Below are 14,591 nucleotides of genomic sequence, written 5' to 3' on the forward strand. Positions count from 1 at the left end.
CGGCATTTATCCAGGCAAACCGCATTGGCAGGATTCACGACTGCTTCGCAGCCGAGCGGGAGCAAGCTCCCTCGCCACAGGTAAACACTCACACCACAAAAGCTTTGGTGGCTGCATAAAGAAAGCCGAATCGCAGCCGTTACAGTGCAAAGTCTCAGATATTTATCGAATAAGGACGTCTCCATGTCGCTCAGACAACTTTCCATTCAATGGAAAATCACCCTGCTGGCCGGGCTTTGCCTGGCGGGTATCGTGACCTTGCTGGTAGGTCTTTCGCTGTATCGCATGGAGCACAGCTCCGAGCTGGTGAAAGCCTCGAGCATGGAGATGCTCACGGAAGCCGCCCAGGCCCGAATCGAGTCCCAGGGCGAAAACCAGGCGCTGGGGATTCGCCAGCAGTTCATGGACGCCTATCAATATGGCCACGGCTTTTCACGTCAGGTGCTGTTCCTGCGTGATCAGGCCGAAAAGCGCTTTCTCGATGCCTTCGATCTGCGCGAAGACCTGACCCGCCAGGTCAAGTCGGCGCTGCAAGCCAACCCGGAGTTGCTCGGTTTGTCCCTGGTGTTCGAGCCCAATGGGCTGGACGGCAAGGACGAACTGTTCGCCGGCCAGGCGGAACTGGGCAGTAACGACAAGGGCCGTTTCGCGCTGTACTGGTCGCAACCGACGCCGGGCAAGGTGACGTCGATGGCACTGCCGGAAACCGACATGGCCGACACCAGCACCGGCCCCAGCGGCGAACCGGCCAACGCCTGGTTCACCTGCCCGCGCACTTCGCTCAAACCTTGCGTGATCGAACCTTACTTCTATGTGATCGACGGCCAGAACGTGCTGATGACCAGCATCGTGTTCCCGCTGATGGTCAACGGCAAAGTCATCGCTTCGCTGTCGGTGGACATTAACCTCAACAGCCTGCAAGCGGTCAGTCAGGGCGCGAGCAAAAAGCTCTATGACGGCCAGACCAACGTCAGCATCATCAGCCCGGCCGGTTTGCTCGCCGGCTACAGCCCGGACGCCAGCAAACTCAGCCAGCGCCTGGATGCGGTAGACAAAACCAGCGGCGCCGAGCTGATCCGCATGCTCGCCACCAGCAGCAAAACCACAAGCCTGCACAGCAACCAGCAGTTGAAAGTGCTGTCGCCGTTCCAGCCGATCCCCGGTGGCAAGTCGTGGGGCGTGCTGCTCGACGTGCCGGAAAAAGTCCTGATCGGTCCGGCCGAAGCGCTGAAGAAACAACTCGATGACAGCAACACCGCCGGCACTTTGGTTGAACTCGGCCTCGGTGTGCTGGCAGCGTTGATCGGCCTGTTGCTGGTGTGGCTGATGGCACGCAGCGTGACCAGACCGATCCTTGGCGTGGCACACATGCTCGAAGACATCGCCAGCGGTGAAGGCGACCTGACCCGGCGTCTGGCTTACGACAAAAAGGATGAGCTGGGCCAGTTGGCTGGCTGGTTCAACCGTTTCCTCGACAAGCTGCAACCGATCATCGCCGAAGTGAAACGCTCGGTGCAGGACGCCCGCAGCACGGCGGACCAGTCCTCCGCCATCGCCACGCAAACCAGCGCCGGCATGGAGCAGCAATATCGCCAGGTCGATCAGGTGGCCACCGCCTCCCACGAAATGAGCGCCACCGCCCAGGACGTCGCCCGCAGCGCTGCGCAAGCGGCACAGGCTGCAAGGGACGCGGATCAGGCCACTCGCCGCGGACTGACGGTGATCGACCAGACCACCCACAGCATCGACAACCTCGCCGCCGACATGAGCGCGGCCATGGTGCAGGTCGAAGGGTTGGCAGCAAACAGCGAGAAGATCGGCTCGGTGCTGGAAGTGATTCGCGCCATCGCCGAACAGACCAACCTGCTGGCCCTCAACGCCGCCATCGAAGCCGCCCGTGCCGGTGAAGCCGGCCGTGGTTTTGCTGTGGTGGCCGACGAGGTGCGCAACCTCGCGCGGCGTACGCAGGAGTCGGTTGAAGAAACCCGTCTGGTGATCGAGCAATTGCAGAGCGGCACCCAGGATGTGGTGGGGTCGATGAACAACAGCCATCGTCAGGCTCAGGGCAGCGTCGAGCAGGTCAGTCAGGCGGTCACGGCGTTGCGGCAGATTGGCGATGCGGTGACGGTGATCAGCGACATGAACCTGCAGATTGCCAGCGCGGCGGAAGAACAAAGCGCCGTGGCGGAAGAGATCAACAACAACGTGGCGACGATTCGGGACGTGACGGAGTCGTTGTCGGGGCAGGCGAATGAGTCGGCGCGGGTGAGTCAGTCGCTCAATAGCCTGGCGAATCAGCAGCAGAGTTTGATGGATCAGTTCCGCGTTTGACGCCAATCCAATGTGGGAGCGAGCCGGTGTGGCGAGGGAGCTTGCTCCCGCTCGGCTGCGAAGCAGTCGCAAAACTTTTAGGGCCGCTTCGCGACCCAGCGGGAGCAAGCTCCCTCGCCACACAAGCCCAATCCCACAGGATTACTCGGTTGCGTGTCAGTGTTTGGGGAGTTCGATGACAACGCTCAACCCGCCCCACTCACTCTCCTGCAACCGCAACACCCCACCCCACGTGTCGACGATGTCGCGCACAATTCCCAGCCCCAACCCATGCCCATCCGTTTGTTCATCCAGCCGCGCCCCCCGGCTGAACACCTGATCGCGCTGGTCCTCGGGAATCCCCGGCCCATCATCTTCAACCCTCAACTGAAATCCTTCAGCCGTCTCGACCACGCCCAACCGCACCTCGGCATCCGCCCATTTGCAGGCGTTGTCGAGCAGGTTGCCCAGCAGTTCCAGCAAGTCTTCGCGATCCCACGGCAACTGCAAACCGGCCGGTGCGCGATAGCTCAGTTCAAGGTGTTCGCCGTGGATCATGTTCAACGTGGCGAGCAATCCCGGCAGTTCCGCATCGCAATCAAACAGCGCCCCCGGCAGCGCATCGCCGGACAGTCGTGCGCGATTGAGTTCGCGGTTGAGTCGCTGCTGAACCTGTTCCAGTTGTGCCTTCAGGATCTTGCGCAGCTCGGGATGGGCATCGAGTTTTTCGCTGGACGCCAGGCTCAATAACACCGCCAGCGGGGTTTTCAAGGCGTGCCCGAGGTTGCCCAGCGCATTGCGCGAACGCTTGAGGCTGTCTTCGGTGTGCGCCAGCAAATGGTTGATCTGCGCCACCAGCGGTTCAAGCTCCACCGGCACCTGATCATCCAGTTGCGAACGCTGGCCCTGCTGTAACTGGGCAATCTGCTCGCGGGCCCTTTCCAGTGGGCGCAAGGCGCGGCGCACGGTGATCCGCTGCAACAGCAGAATCAGCAACAGCCCCGCCAACCCCAGACCCAGCCCCACTTGCTGCATGCGCTTGAAACTGTCGCGCACCGGGGTGTAGTCCTGGGCGACGCTGATGGAAATCGACTGGCCCAAACGGCGATAGTCCGAACGCAAGATCAGCAATTGCTGACCTTCCGGCCCCAGTTGCAGGTTGCTGTGCAGGCCGGGATGGTCGAGGCGCGGCAATTCCTGATCCCACAACGAACGCGAGCGCCAATGGCTGTCGGCAAAATCGATGCGGAAGTAATGTCCGGAAAACGGTCGTTGATAGGCCGGCGACAGGTGCCGCTCATCCAGCTGCAAGCCCTGCGGCCCACGCACCAACGCCACCAGCAAACTTTCGCTGTCGTTGCGCAAGCCCGCTTCGAGGTAGCGCTGCAAACCCATTTCGAACAGCCACAGGCTGGTTTGTGCCAGCACCAGGCCGACGATCACCATTACGCTGATCAGCCCCAGGCTCAAGCGGCGCTGGATCGACCTCACTGCGCTTGACCGCCAAACAGATAACCCTGGCCGCGACGGGTTTCGATCACGCTGCGCCCGAGTTTGCGGCGCAGGTGATTGACGTGGACTTCCAGCACGTTGGAATCACGCTCGGTTTCACCGTCGTAGAGATGTTCGGCCAGGTGGCTTTTGGAGAGGATCTGCTCGGGGTGCAACATGAAATAACGCAGCAGGCGGAATTCCGCGGCGGTGAGCTGAATGTCGGCGCCGTCGCGGGTCACGCATTGGCGACCTTCGTCCAGGTGCAAGCCCGCCGACTGCAGCGTCGGCTGATTGACCTTGCCGTGGGAGCGGCGCAACAGCGCCTGGATGCGCAAGTGCAGTTCTTCAGGATGGAAGGGTTTGGTCAGGTAATCATCGGCACCCGCCTTGAGGCCTTCGATCCGTTCGGCCCAGGAGCCGCGCGCCGTCAGGATCAGCACCGGCGTGGCGAGCCCGCCCGCGCGCCATTGCGCCAACACGTCGAGCCCCGGCAAACCCGGCAGCCCCAGGTCGAGGATGATCAGGTCATAGGGTTCGCTGCTGCCCTGATACACCGCGTCACGGCCATCGGCCAGCCAGTCCACGGCGTAACCCTGGCGGTTGAGGCCGGCGATCAGTTCGTCGGCCAGGGGTACGTGGTCTTCCACCAGCAGCAATCGCATCGGTCAATCTTCCTTGTCTTTCAGTAACTGGCCAGTGGTGGCGTCGACGTCCAGCTCACGGACCACGCCTTCGGTGGTCAGCAATTCGACTTCATAAATGTAGACGTCGTGTTTCTCTTCGAGCTCGGCTTCCAGCAGTTTCGACCCGGGATAGCGGTCCATTGCCTGCTTCAACAACTGCTCGAGCGGCAGGATCACGCCTTGCTGGCGCAGGCGCAGGGCTTCGTCCTGATCCAGGTCGCGGGCCATGACCACCGAGCAAAACGCCAGAAGCACCAGCGCCATGCGTGAAAATGAACACACCTTCATTACGTATCCTGATGATCCTTGAGAACCTGCCCGCTGACAGCGTCTAATTCCAGGTCCCACTCAATGCCTTGTGGGTCGCGCAGCTCCACCTGATAGATGTACTTGCCGTACTCTTCTTCCAGCTCGGTTACGGTGACTGTCGAGCCCGGGTGTTTGGCCAGTGCCGTGGCGTTGAGCTTCTCGAAAGACACAATGGTACCAGCGTCGCGCAGCCGCAGGGCTTCGTCGGGGCCCAGGTCACGGGCGTGGGCGAGGCTGGCAGTCATGGCGATGAGGGAGGCGGTGAACAGGGCAGTCAGGGTTTTCATGGGGTGTCTCCGTATTTTTTATGTGTTGCGTACGGCGGTCACCTTAGCGATTCGAACTTAATTGAAACTGAATTGCCATCATTGGTCATGACAACGCGCCATCAGCACCCGGCACAATGTGGGATCGGGCTTGTGTGGCGAGGGAGCTTGCTCCCGCTCGGCTGCGAAGCAGTCGCAAAACTTTCAGGGCCGCTTCGCGACCCAGCGGGAGCAAGCTCCCTCGCCACACAAGCCCACTCCCACAGTAGATTTGTGGCGTTGCCTGACCTGTCTATAATCCCCCGCTTGCCCGACATCGAGACCGGTATGACCGCCATCCACATCAAATTCCCTTCCCTGACCCTCAAGGCCGGCCCTCGTGCCTTCGCGCGCATCCGCGAACACGGTTTGAACGCCGCCGATGTCGGCACGCTACCGGGCGCCGCTGGCGGGCCCAAGGCGTTGGGAATTCAAGGTCTGGACCTGGCGCTGTTCGGTGAATGGCTGCCTGCCGCGCCACGCGAGCGTTCACTGATCGGCGCATCGGTCGGCTCCTGGCGCTTTGCCAGTGCTTGTCTGCCGGATGCCGCCGAAGGCATCCGCCGCCTGGGCCATCTCTACACCGAGCAAAATTTCGCCAAGGGCGTGACCATGGCGCAGATCAGCCAGAGCTCGCAGCGCATGCTCAATGACCTGCTCGACGGCCGTGACGCCTCGATTCTGGACAACGCCCATTACCGACTGAACATCATGGTGGTCAAAAGCCACGGCCTGCTCGCGGACGATCATCGCGGTCGCCTCGGGTTGGGCCTGTCGTCGGTGATTGCCGATAACCTGCGCGGTCGCGCGCGGCTGTCGCGGCATTTCGAGCGGCTGATCATCCACGACCCGCGCCTGGCGCCACCGGTGCATGCGCTGAACGACTTCCCGTCACGCTTCGTCGCGCTGAATGCCGGCAACCTGCGTCAGGCCTTGCTGGCGTCGGGTTCGATCCCGATGGTGATGGAAGGCGTGCGCGACCTTCCGGGCGCCGGCGCCGGAACGTTCCGCGACGGTGGTCTGCTGGACTATCACCTCGACCTGCCCTACAGCGGCAACGACATCGTGCTGTATCCACACTTCACCGACCGGGTCATCCCCGGCTGGTTCGACAAAACCCTGCCGTGGCGCCGCGCCTGCACCACGCGCTTGCAGGATGTTCTGCTGCTGGCGCCGTCGAAGGACTACCTGGCGCGCCTGCCCTACGGCAAACTGCCAGACCGTAACGACTTCAAGCGCTTCATGGGCGATGCGCCGAGCCGGCAGAAATACTGGCGTGCGACGATGGATGAGAGTCGCAGGCTGGGCGATGAATTCCTTGAACTGGCCGCCAACGGTCGCCTTGGCGAACGCTTGCTGACCCTTTAGTCAGGACAAACTGTTAAACTCGCCGCCTGCCCACATCGCTGCGGCGATCGCCACCTGACAGAGCTTAAAAAACTGTGGAAATCTTCAAAGAATTTACCTTCGAATCCGCCCACCGCCTGCCCCACGTCCCGGACGGCCACAAGTGCGGCCGCCTGCACGGTCACTCGTTCAAAGTGGCAATTCACTTGAGTGGCGATCTTGATCCGCATACCGGCTGGATTCGTGACTTTTCGGAGATCAAGGCGATTTTCAAGCCGCTGTATGAGCGGTTGGATCACAACTATTTGAATGACATTCCGGGGTTGGAGAATCCGACCAGTGAAGTACTGGCCAAATTCATCTGGGCCGAACTCAAGCCATTGCTGCCGGAGCTTAGTGCGATTCGGATTCATGAGACGTGCACCAGCGGTTGCATCTATCGCGGGGAATAACCAGATCAAAAGGACACTGCAAAACCACTGTGGGAGCGAGCTTGCTCGCGATGGCGGTGTATCAGTCGGCATTTTCATCGACTGAATAGCCGCTATCGCGAGCAAGCTCGCTCCCACAAGGGCAACTGCGTTTCGTCAGTGATGTGAAAAACAGCCTTCATTGGCTGTTTTTTTATGCCTATGCTTTTTGGCTGGTACCCGCCAAGAGGACGCACCCATGACTGACTGGCCGCTGGCTCAGACCTATCGCTTCAACGGGCACTCCGTTCGCTACGCCGTTCGGGGCGATGGCCCGCCGCTGGTGTTTGTGCATGGCACACCCTTCTCTTCTTATGTGTGGCACCGGATTGCGCCGCACTTCATCACGTCGCACCGGGTGCACTACTTCGATTTGTTGGGTTATGGACTGTCGGAGAAGATCGAGGGTGATGTATCCCTTGGCGTGCAGAACGAGCTGTTGGCGCAACTGCTGGAACATTGGGGCCTGGACTGTCCGGACGTGGTGGCCCACGATTTCGGCGGCGCCACGGTGCTGCGCGCGCATCTGTTGAACGGTAAGAATTACCGCAGCCTGACACTGATCGACCCGGTGGCGCTGACGCCTTGGGGTTCGCCGTTTGTGCAGCATGTGCGCCAGCATGAGACGGCCTTCAGCGGGCTGCCTGATTACATTCAGCAAGCGATCGTGCCGGCCTATATTCGCGGGGCGATCAAGCGGGAAATCCCCGACGAGGAACTCGCCCCTTACGTCCATCCGTGGCTGGGCGATCCGGGGCAAGCGGGGTTTTACCGGCAGATCGCGCAAATGGATGAGCGCTATACCCGCGAGGTTGAAGGGTTGTACCCGACGGTTCGTTGCCCGGTGCAGATTCTGTGGGGTGAGGATGACCAATGGATTCCCATCGAGCGTGGCCGCGCACTGCAGCAGATGATTCCGGGGGCGCAGTTTCACCCAATCCCCAATGCCGGGCATCTGGTTCAGGAAGATGCACCGGAGGCCATCGTTGCGGCGCTGCTTCGGTTCCTGCCTGAATCCCCCTGAAAACACTCGATTCCTTGTCGGAGCCGGCTTGCTGCGGGCGGCGTTCCGACGATAGCGGTGTGTCATTCGGCACAGATGTTGCCTGTCATAACGCTATCGCGAGCAATCGAGCGTCGACCGGCTGCTCCCACAGGAGAACAGTGTTCCTTCAGCCGCTCCGCCGATCAATGGCGGGCTTTTTCTTTCGCTGCCGTGGTCAATATTCACGTCCGGCCGATGCTCGATCGCCGCTACCGCGCTAACTTAAATAACTGACGGGCGTATTCGACACGCAAAGCGCCAACGCACCCTTACAAGATCTCTAAAAGGATTCACCTGATGCACATCATCAACGCCCGCCTGCGCAACCAAGAAGGCCTGCATGAGTTGCACCTGGAAAACGGCCTGATCAGCAACATTGCCCGTCAGACCGAAGCGCCGACCCTGGGCCCCGATGATTTGGACGCTGGCGGTAACCTGGTGGTGCCGCCCTTCGTCGAGCCACACATCCACCTCGACGCCACGCTGACCGCTGGCGAACCACGCTGGAACATGAGCGGCACGCTGTTCGAAGGCATCGAGTGCTGGGGCGAGCGCAAGGTGACGATCACCGAAGAGGACACCAAGACTCGGGCAAAGAAAACCATCCAGACCCTGGCCGCCCACGGCATCCAGCATGTGCGCACTCACGTCGACGTGACCGACCCGCAGCTCACCGCGCTGAAGGCGATGCTCGAAGTGCGCGAGGAAAGCCGACACTTGATCGACATGCAAATCGTCGCGTTCCCGCAGGAAGGCATCGAGTCGTACCGTAACGGTCGCGAGTTGATGGAAGAGGCGATCCGCATGGGCGCGGACGTGGTCGGCGGGATTCCGCATTTCGAATACACCCGCGATCAGGGCGTGAGCTCGGTGAAATTCCTCATGGACCTGGCCGAACGCACCGGCTGCCTGGTGGACGTGCATTGCGATGAAACCGACGACCCCCATTCGCGCTTTCTCGAAGTGCTGGCAGAGGAAGCCCGCAGCCGCGACATGGGTTCGCGGGTCACGGCCAGTCACACCACGGCCATGGGTTCTTACGACAACGCTTACTGCGCCAAACTGTTTCGCCTGCTCGGGCATTCGGGGATCAGTTTTGTCTCCTGCCCGACCGAAAGCATTCACCTGCAAGGGCGCTTCGACAACTTTCCGAAACGCCGTGGCGTGACCCGGGTGAATGAGTTGCTCGAAGCGGGGATGAACGTTTGTTTCGGCCAGGATTCGATCGTCGACCCGTGGTATCCGCTGGGCAACGGCAACATCCTTCGGGTGCTCGAAGCGGGTCTGCACATCTGTCACATGCTGGGGTATCGCAACCTGCAAAGTGCGCTGGACCTGGTGACCGACAATAGTGCCAAGGCGATGAACCTCGGGGATCGTTACGGACTGGAGCGCGGGCGGCCGGCGAATTTGCTGATTCTTTCGGCGGACAGCGATTATGAGGTGATTCGCAGTCAGGGGTTACCGCTGTATTCGGTGCGCGGCGGGAAGGTGTTGATGAAGCGGCAGATGCCGGTGGTGGAGTTTTTTGGCGAGCAGGGCTGACTCTGTTGACTGGACTAACGCTATCGCGGGCAAGCCCGCTCCCACAGGTTTGTCTGGTGTGCACAGGATTTGTGTACGACATACAACCTTGTGGGAGCGGGCTTGCCCGCGATGGCGATATTGAATTCACTGCATCAACCGCGCCGTACCAAACAGGCTGACCCGACTCAATTCACCGCCCATTTCCTCCAGCAAAATCGGCGCCGTACCACCCGGCATCACCACCTTCACCTCACCCGCCGCCACCCAACCCACTCGCCAGGCGGCACACGCCACCGCGCTGGCACTGGTGCCGGACGACGCGGTCGGGCCTTCCCCGCGTTCAAACACTCGCGCCGCAATCCGCCCTTCTGACTCCCGCATCGCCCATTGCAGATTGATACCCGCCGGACACGGCCGCCCTGCCCCGGTCGGCATGGCGTAGGCAATTTGCGTCAAGCCTTCGGACAACCTCGCTTCGCGCATCTGCTCATTGGCCGGCAATGCCTGCGCATCCTCCACAAGCGTCACGCAGTGCGGATTGCCGACCCGTACGAACTGGCTGCGGGACCAGGCCGGATCCAGTGCCGACAGCGGTTGTACGTGGCTGAGTTCGCGACCGTTCATTGTCACCCCTTCAACCCCGTGAGCACTGACCGCCTCCGGCCCGAACGCCGGTTTGCCCAGATCCAGCCAGAAACCCTGCACGCCTTCGACCTGCGCAGCGCTCACCGACGTTTCGCCCGGTGAAGGCGTATCGGCCTTGTCGTGATGAACCCTGAGCACACAAGCTTCGCCTTCCGGAAAAAGCCCCTGATCACTGAGCGCCTGGGAAAAAATCGTCAGCCCGTTGCCACTGCGCTCAGCCAACGTGCCGTCGGTGTTGACGATCAACAGATCGAACGGCGGCGCTGACTGAAACGGCCCCACCAGCAGTCCATCGCTGCGATGGTCCTTGCTGCCGGGCGGTTGCATGCCCGGCGCCCAGGCGCAGAACGCCTCGATGGCCGACATCGCCCATGCCGCGCGGGTTTGCGCCGCCAGACCGGCCTGTTGCGGTAAATCGATCCCTTCGCGACGCACCACGTCAGGCGCCACTACCGCATAGATATTGCCTCGAGCATCGTAGAACGGCGTCATGGCGCCTCCCGTATAACCTTCGCAGGCGTGCAACATATCGCGAAACCGCGACTGGCTGTGCAAGGATGTCACCCTGCCTGAACGCGAAACCGTCCGGACGCTGATCGAACCTCACCGGTGAGTCACTGTCCCTTGGGGACGCGACGTTTTTTGCCAAGGATCGATATGACCAACCTCAACACCCAGACCACCTTCGTGCCCGGACGCCTCGAGCAGATGTCCACGCGCGTGGCTTTTTTCATCGCCGGGTTCGGGATTGCCGCGTGGGCGCCGCTGGTGCCTTACGCCAAGGCGCGGGCCGGGCTGGATGAAGGGACCCTCGGTTTGCTGTTGTTGTGCCTGGGGGTGGGCTCGATTCTGGCGATGCCCATGGCCGGGATTCTGGCCACGCGTTTCGGTTGCCGGCGGGTGGCGGTCGGCGGGACCCTGTTGATCTGTGCGGCGCTGCCGCTGTTGGCGACGGTGTCGTCGATTCCGGCGCTGATCGCCGCGCTGTTCATGTTCGGCGCGGGCCTGGGCACGGTGGATTCGACGGTGAACCTGCAAGCGGTGATCGTCGAACGGGCCAGCGGCAAGACCATGATGTCGGGTTTCCACGGGCTGTTCAGCCTGGGCGGGATTGTCGGCGCGGCGGGCGTCAGTGCCTTGCTCGGCTTTGGGGTTTCGCCGCTGGGGGCGATGCTGGTGGTGGTCGTGCTGCTGCTGATCGCGCTGTGCAAAGCCGCGCCGCACCTGTTGCCGTATGGCAGTGAAAGTTCGGGGCCGGCGTTTGCCGTTCCCCACGGCATCGTGCTGTTCATTGGCGGAATGTGCTTCATCGTGTTCCTCGCCGAAGGCGCGGCGCTCGACTGGAGTGCGGTATTCCTGGCACAGGAGCGCGGGATCGACACGGCGTATGCAGGTTTGGGCTATGCCGCGTTTGCCTTGACCATGACCGTGGGCCGGTTGACCGGAGACGCGATTGTCCACCGCCTCGGCGCAACACGGGTGGTCGTGTTCGGTGGGCTGACGGCCGCCGGGGGGCTGTTTCTGGCGACATTCGCCCCAAGCTGGGAGCTGGCGCTGGTGGGTTATGCGTTGCTGGGGGCTGGCTGTTCAAACATCGTGCCGGTGCTGTATACCGCCGTGGGCAAACAGACGGTGATGCCGGAAAGCGTTGCCGTGCCGGCGATTACGACGCTGGGTTATGCGGGGATTCTGGCGGGGCCTGCGGTAATCGGGTTTATCGCCCACGGCAGCAGTTTGAGTTTTGCGTTTGGATTGATGGCGGTGTTGCTGGTGGCGGTGGCCATTGGCGGGAAAGTGTTGAAAGTCTGAAAAGCACTGCGATTAATTGTGGCGAGGGAGCTTGCTCCCGCTGGGGTGCGAAGCGGCCCCCCTCTCTATCTGAAAAGAAAGGGACTGCTGCGCAGTCCGGCGGGAGCAAGCTCCCTCGCCACAGGTTAATCATCGCTCGTTCTATTTCGTTAGAACCCAACGCTGGCCTGCACAAAGAACGTGCGTGGTGCGCCGACGTACATGCCCGCGTTGTTATCGCTGGAGCGGGTGAAGTACTGCTTGTCGAAGATGTTTTTCACCCCGGCACCGACTTTCAGGTTCGACAGCTGCGCGCCAAAGTCATAACCGCCCCGCACGTTCCAGGTGACGTAACCCGGAATGTCGCCGTACTGGCCGTCGGCGGTGCCTTCGGTGATGTAGTTGTTGGAGAAGCTGCCATTGGCATTCACCGCAACGCCCGGCGAGCGCTGTTTGGACTGGGCAAACGCATCGAGGTTGTAAGTCCAGCGATCGATGTCATAACGCAGGCCGGCGGTCGCCACCTGACGCGAGTAGAACGGCAGGTCGCGGCCCTTGAAAGCAGGAATCTCGCCTTCATAAACAGCGCGCGTGTAGGTGACCCCGGCGTTGGCGGTCAGGCCGTCGAGCCGTGGGTCCAGTGCCGCCATGTCGTAGTGAACCGAAGCCTCGATGCCCTGGTGCGTGGTCGCGCCGAGGTTGGTCCAGCCCGCGTCGTTGCTGATGTACTGCAACTCTTTATCGAAGTCGATGTAGAACAGCGTCACTTCGCCGCCCCACACATCATCGTTGTAGCGCGTGCCGACCTCGTAGGTCTTGGCCTTCTCCGGTTCCAGGCCGTTGGCGGTGTTGTCACCCGTGCCACCCTGGCCGAGCTGGAAATACTGCAGGCTGCCGAACGAGGTTTCGTAGTTGGCGAACAGCTTCCAGGCATCGGAGATGTGATACATCACGCTCAAGGCCGGCAGTGGCTCGTTGCTTTCGATGCTGCGGTTCTTTTCCGGCACGCGCTTGCCGGCGGTGTCGAGCACGGGGCGATCGTGCCAGTCGGTGCTGATGTGTTCGAAACGGATACCGGGCGTGATGGTCCAGTTGCCGACGTCGATTTTGTTATCGATGTACGCCGAGTTGGCTTCAGTGCCGCCGGTGCGGTCCTGATAGACATGGCCATCCGAAGATTTGGTCGCGACCGGCACGTTGTTGACCAGCTCCAGACGGCTGGCCTCTTCGTGCATGGCTTCCTTGAGGTAGCGATAACCGACGCTGACTTCCTGGGTGGTCGGGCCGACGTCGAACACATGGGACACCCGCGGTTCGATGCCGAGGGTGTAGTAAGTGCGCGGGAACGAGCCGAGGGTCTTCTGATCGCGGGCGGCGATGTTGCTGCCACGGAAGCTGTCGGAGTAATAGGTCAGCACTTCGGCCTGGGTGCGGTCATCGATCTGCCGCGCCCACTTGAACGAGATGTCCTTGCGGCGTCCGCTGAAGTTGTCGTTGTTGCGGTCGGACTGAAACGGGTTGGCGTCGTATTGCGCCTGGGTCAGGCCGCCGGGCATGTCGGCGCTGGCGTCGTAGTAATGCAGGTTGAGGCTGAAATCATCGACATCGGTCGGTGCCCAATGGGTCTTGAGAATCACGTCGTCGATGTCGTTGCCATTGTTGCGCTCACGGTAACCGTTGCCGTTCACGCCCGAGTACAACAGCGCCACGCCGATGCCGTTGTCCGCGGTGCCGCCAGCGAACGCCGTGTCGATATGCTTCCAGCCACCGTGCTGGGAGGTTTCCAGGGTGGTGCCGATTTCAGCGGAGGCTTTTTCCGGGATGGCGCGGGTCACGAAGTTGATCACACCGCCGACGTTTTGCGGCCCGTAACGCACGGAACCGGCACCGCGAACCACGTCAATGCTCTCAAGGTTGCCCGAGGAGATCGGTGCCATGGACAGCTGTGGCTGACCGTAAGGGGCAAACGCTGCCGGCACGCCGTCGATCAGCACGGTGGAGCGCGGCGACAGGCGTGAAGTCAGGCCGCGCACGCCGACGTTCAGGGAAATGTCGCTGCCGCCGGTGCCGTTGGCTTCCTGCACTTGCACACCGGGTACACGCTTCAACACGTCACCGACGTTCATCGCACCCTGCTCGACCATGGCTTCACGGCGAATCACCGTACGCGCGCCAGGGTGGTTTTGCACCACGGCGGCATCGGCGTCACCAAGCCAGTCGCCGACCACTTTGATGTCGGTCACGCCCAATTCCAAAGGGCCGTTTGCAGCCGAAACCGGTGCAGGCATCAACGTGACCGAACCTTCGTCGATCTGGTATTGCAGACCGCTGCCTTGCAGCAGTTGGCGCAGCGCGTCTTCTGGCGAGAGGTTGCCGTCCACCGCCGGGGCTTGCTTGCCGGCCACCAGCTCAGGGCTGAAAAACACCTGAAGCGAGGTTTGCTGACCCAGTTCACTCAGGGCCTGACCCAGGAGTTGCGCCGGGATGTGGATCGCGTCGGCAGCAAAGGCCTGAGGCAGCGCAACGTTGACCGCCAGCGCTAGGGCCAGCGGCAACCAAGGACGCTTGTTGTTTTTAGTGGCGTTGTTTTTAGCGGTGGATTTTTTCACGTCGAACGTAGTCCTGTGGATCGCAAGAGTGTGCGCTTGTTAATGCAAACCAGTTGCAG

At 61.5% G+C, this 14,591-nt stretch carries 12 protein-coding genes; 6 read left to right on the top strand and 6 right to left on the bottom strand.

The window, feature by feature from the left end; all coding sequences use genetic code 11:
• Window positions 1-183: 183 nt before the first annotated feature.
• Window positions 184-2,331: a methyl-accepting chemotaxis protein gene (locus KJF94_RS16885; RefSeq protein ID WP_214377424.1), complete on the top strand. Its 2,148-nt coding sequence runs from the start codon at window positions 184-186 to the stop codon at window positions 2,329-2,331.
• A 156-nt stretch (window positions 2,332-2,487) separates the two neighbouring features.
• On the opposite strand, the gene KJF94_RS16890 is transcribed toward KJF94_RS16885, so the two are convergent.
• The 4 genes from KJF94_RS16890 to KJF94_RS16905 are packed head-to-tail and all read right to left on the bottom strand — an operon-like array spanning window position 2,488 to window position 5,083.
• Window positions 2,488-3,801, bottom strand: coding sequence for a sensor histidine kinase (locus KJF94_RS16890; RefSeq protein WP_214377425.1), 1,314 nt, complete (start codon window positions 3,799-3,801; stop codon window positions 2,488-2,490).
• The gene (locus KJF94_RS16895; protein WP_017339720.1) at window positions 3,798-4,466 is read right to left on the bottom strand and encodes a response regulator transcription factor; all 669 of its coding nucleotides are present in this window, start codon (window positions 4,464-4,466) and stop codon (window positions 3,798-3,800) included. The genes KJF94_RS16890 and KJF94_RS16895 overlap by 4 nt, the downstream gene beginning before the upstream one ends.
• 3 nt (window positions 4,467-4,469) lie before the next feature.
• Window positions 4,470-4,775: a PepSY domain-containing protein gene (locus tag KJF94_RS16900; RefSeq protein WP_214377426.1), complete on the bottom strand. Its 306-nt coding sequence runs from the start codon at window positions 4,773-4,775 to the stop codon at window positions 4,470-4,472.
• Window positions 4,775-5,083 carry a PepSY domain-containing protein gene (locus tag KJF94_RS16905; RefSeq protein WP_214377427.1) on the bottom strand — a complete coding sequence of 103 codons (309 nt, stop codon included), beginning with the start codon at window positions 5,081-5,083 and terminating at the stop codon, window positions 4,775-4,777. The genes KJF94_RS16900 and KJF94_RS16905 overlap by 1 nt, the downstream gene beginning before the upstream one ends.
• A 306-nt stretch (window positions 5,084-5,389) precedes the next feature.
• Between KJF94_RS16905 and KJF94_RS16910 the strand changes: the two genes are divergently transcribed.
• From KJF94_RS16910 to codA, 4 genes are all read left to right on the top strand, one after another.
• Complete coding sequence (locus KJF94_RS16910; protein ID WP_214377428.1) at window positions 5,390-6,469, top strand: patatin-like phospholipase family protein; 1,080 nt, start codon at window positions 5,390-5,392, stop codon at window positions 6,467-6,469.
• A gap of 74 nt (window positions 6,470-6,543) precedes the next feature.
• On the top strand, window positions 6,544-6,900 hold the full coding sequence (gene queD, locus KJF94_RS16915) for a 6-carboxytetrahydropterin synthase QueD (protein ID WP_008056290.1): 357 nt from the start codon (window positions 6,544-6,546) through the stop codon (window positions 6,898-6,900).
• A gap of 217 nt (window positions 6,901-7,117) precedes the next feature.
• Entirely contained in the window at window positions 7,118-7,942 is an 825-nt protein-coding gene (locus tag KJF94_RS16920) for an alpha/beta fold hydrolase (protein ID WP_214377429.1), read from the top strand.
• A 318-nt stretch (window positions 7,943-8,260) separates the two neighbouring features.
• Window positions 8,261-9,508 carry a cytosine deaminase gene (codA, locus tag KJF94_RS16925; RefSeq protein ID WP_214377430.1) on the top strand — a complete coding sequence of 416 codons (1,248 nt, stop codon included), beginning with the start codon at window positions 8,261-8,263 and terminating at the stop codon, window positions 9,506-9,508.
• A 126-nt stretch (window positions 9,509-9,634) separates the two neighbouring features.
• On the opposite strand, the gene KJF94_RS16930 is transcribed toward codA, so the two are convergent.
• The gene (locus KJF94_RS16930; RefSeq protein WP_214377431.1) at window positions 9,635-10,627 is read right to left on the bottom strand and encodes a diaminopimelate epimerase; all 993 of its coding nucleotides are present in this window, start codon (window positions 10,625-10,627) and stop codon (window positions 9,635-9,637) included.
• 165 nt (window positions 10,628-10,792) lie between these two features.
• Here KJF94_RS16930 and KJF94_RS16935 point away from each other — a divergent pair, with 165 nt between their 5' ends.
• Window positions 10,793-11,944, top strand: coding sequence for an MFS transporter (locus KJF94_RS16935; protein ID WP_214377432.1), 1,152 nt, complete (start codon window positions 10,793-10,795; stop codon window positions 11,942-11,944).
• Between the two features lie 149 nt (window positions 11,945-12,093).
• Here the strand turns inward: KJF94_RS16935 and KJF94_RS16940 are convergent, their stop codons facing one another.
• Entirely contained in the window at window positions 12,094-14,532 is a 2,439-nt protein-coding gene (locus KJF94_RS16940; protein ID WP_214377433.1) for a TonB-dependent siderophore receptor, read from the bottom strand.
• Window positions 14,533-14,591 lie beyond the last annotated feature (59 nt).

This window comes from Pseudomonas hormoni (assembly GCF_018502625.1).
In the GTDB taxonomy this organism is placed as follows: Bacteria; Pseudomonadota; Gammaproteobacteria; order Pseudomonadales; family Pseudomonadaceae; genus Aquipseudomonas; species Aquipseudomonas hormoni.

Bases quoted from the DNA above. Each gene is read 5' to 3' on its own strand.
- KJF94_RS16900 (WP_214377426.1), bottom strand. From the start codon at position 4,775: ATGAAGGTGTGTTCATTTTCACGCATGGCGCTGGTGCTTCTGGCGTTT.
- KJF94_RS16895 (WP_017339720.1), bottom strand. From the start codon at position 4,466: ATGCGATTGCTGCTGGTGGAAGACCACGTACCCCTGGCCGACGAACTG.
- KJF94_RS16905 (WP_214377427.1), bottom strand. From the start codon at position 5,083: ATGAAAACCCTGACTGCCCTGTTCACCGCCTCCCTCATCGCCATGACT.
- KJF94_RS16885 (WP_214377424.1), top strand. From the start codon at position 184: ATGTCGCTCAGACAACTTTCCATTCAATGGAAAATCACCCTGCTGGCC.
- codA (WP_214377430.1), top strand. From the start codon at position 8,261: ATGCACATCATCAACGCCCGCCTGCGCAACCAAGAAGGCCTGCATGAG.
- KJF94_RS16930 (WP_214377431.1), bottom strand. From the start codon at position 10,627: ATGACGCCGTTCTACGATGCTCGAGGCAATATCTATGCGGTAGTGGCG.
- KJF94_RS16935 (WP_214377432.1), top strand. From the start codon at position 10,793: ATGACCAACCTCAACACCCAGACCACCTTCGTGCCCGGACGCCTCGAG.
- KJF94_RS16910 (WP_214377428.1), top strand. From the start codon at position 5,390: ATGACCGCCATCCACATCAAATTCCCTTCCCTGACCCTCAAGGCCGGC.
- KJF94_RS16920 (WP_214377429.1), top strand. From the start codon at position 7,118: ATGACTGACTGGCCGCTGGCTCAGACCTATCGCTTCAACGGGCACTCC.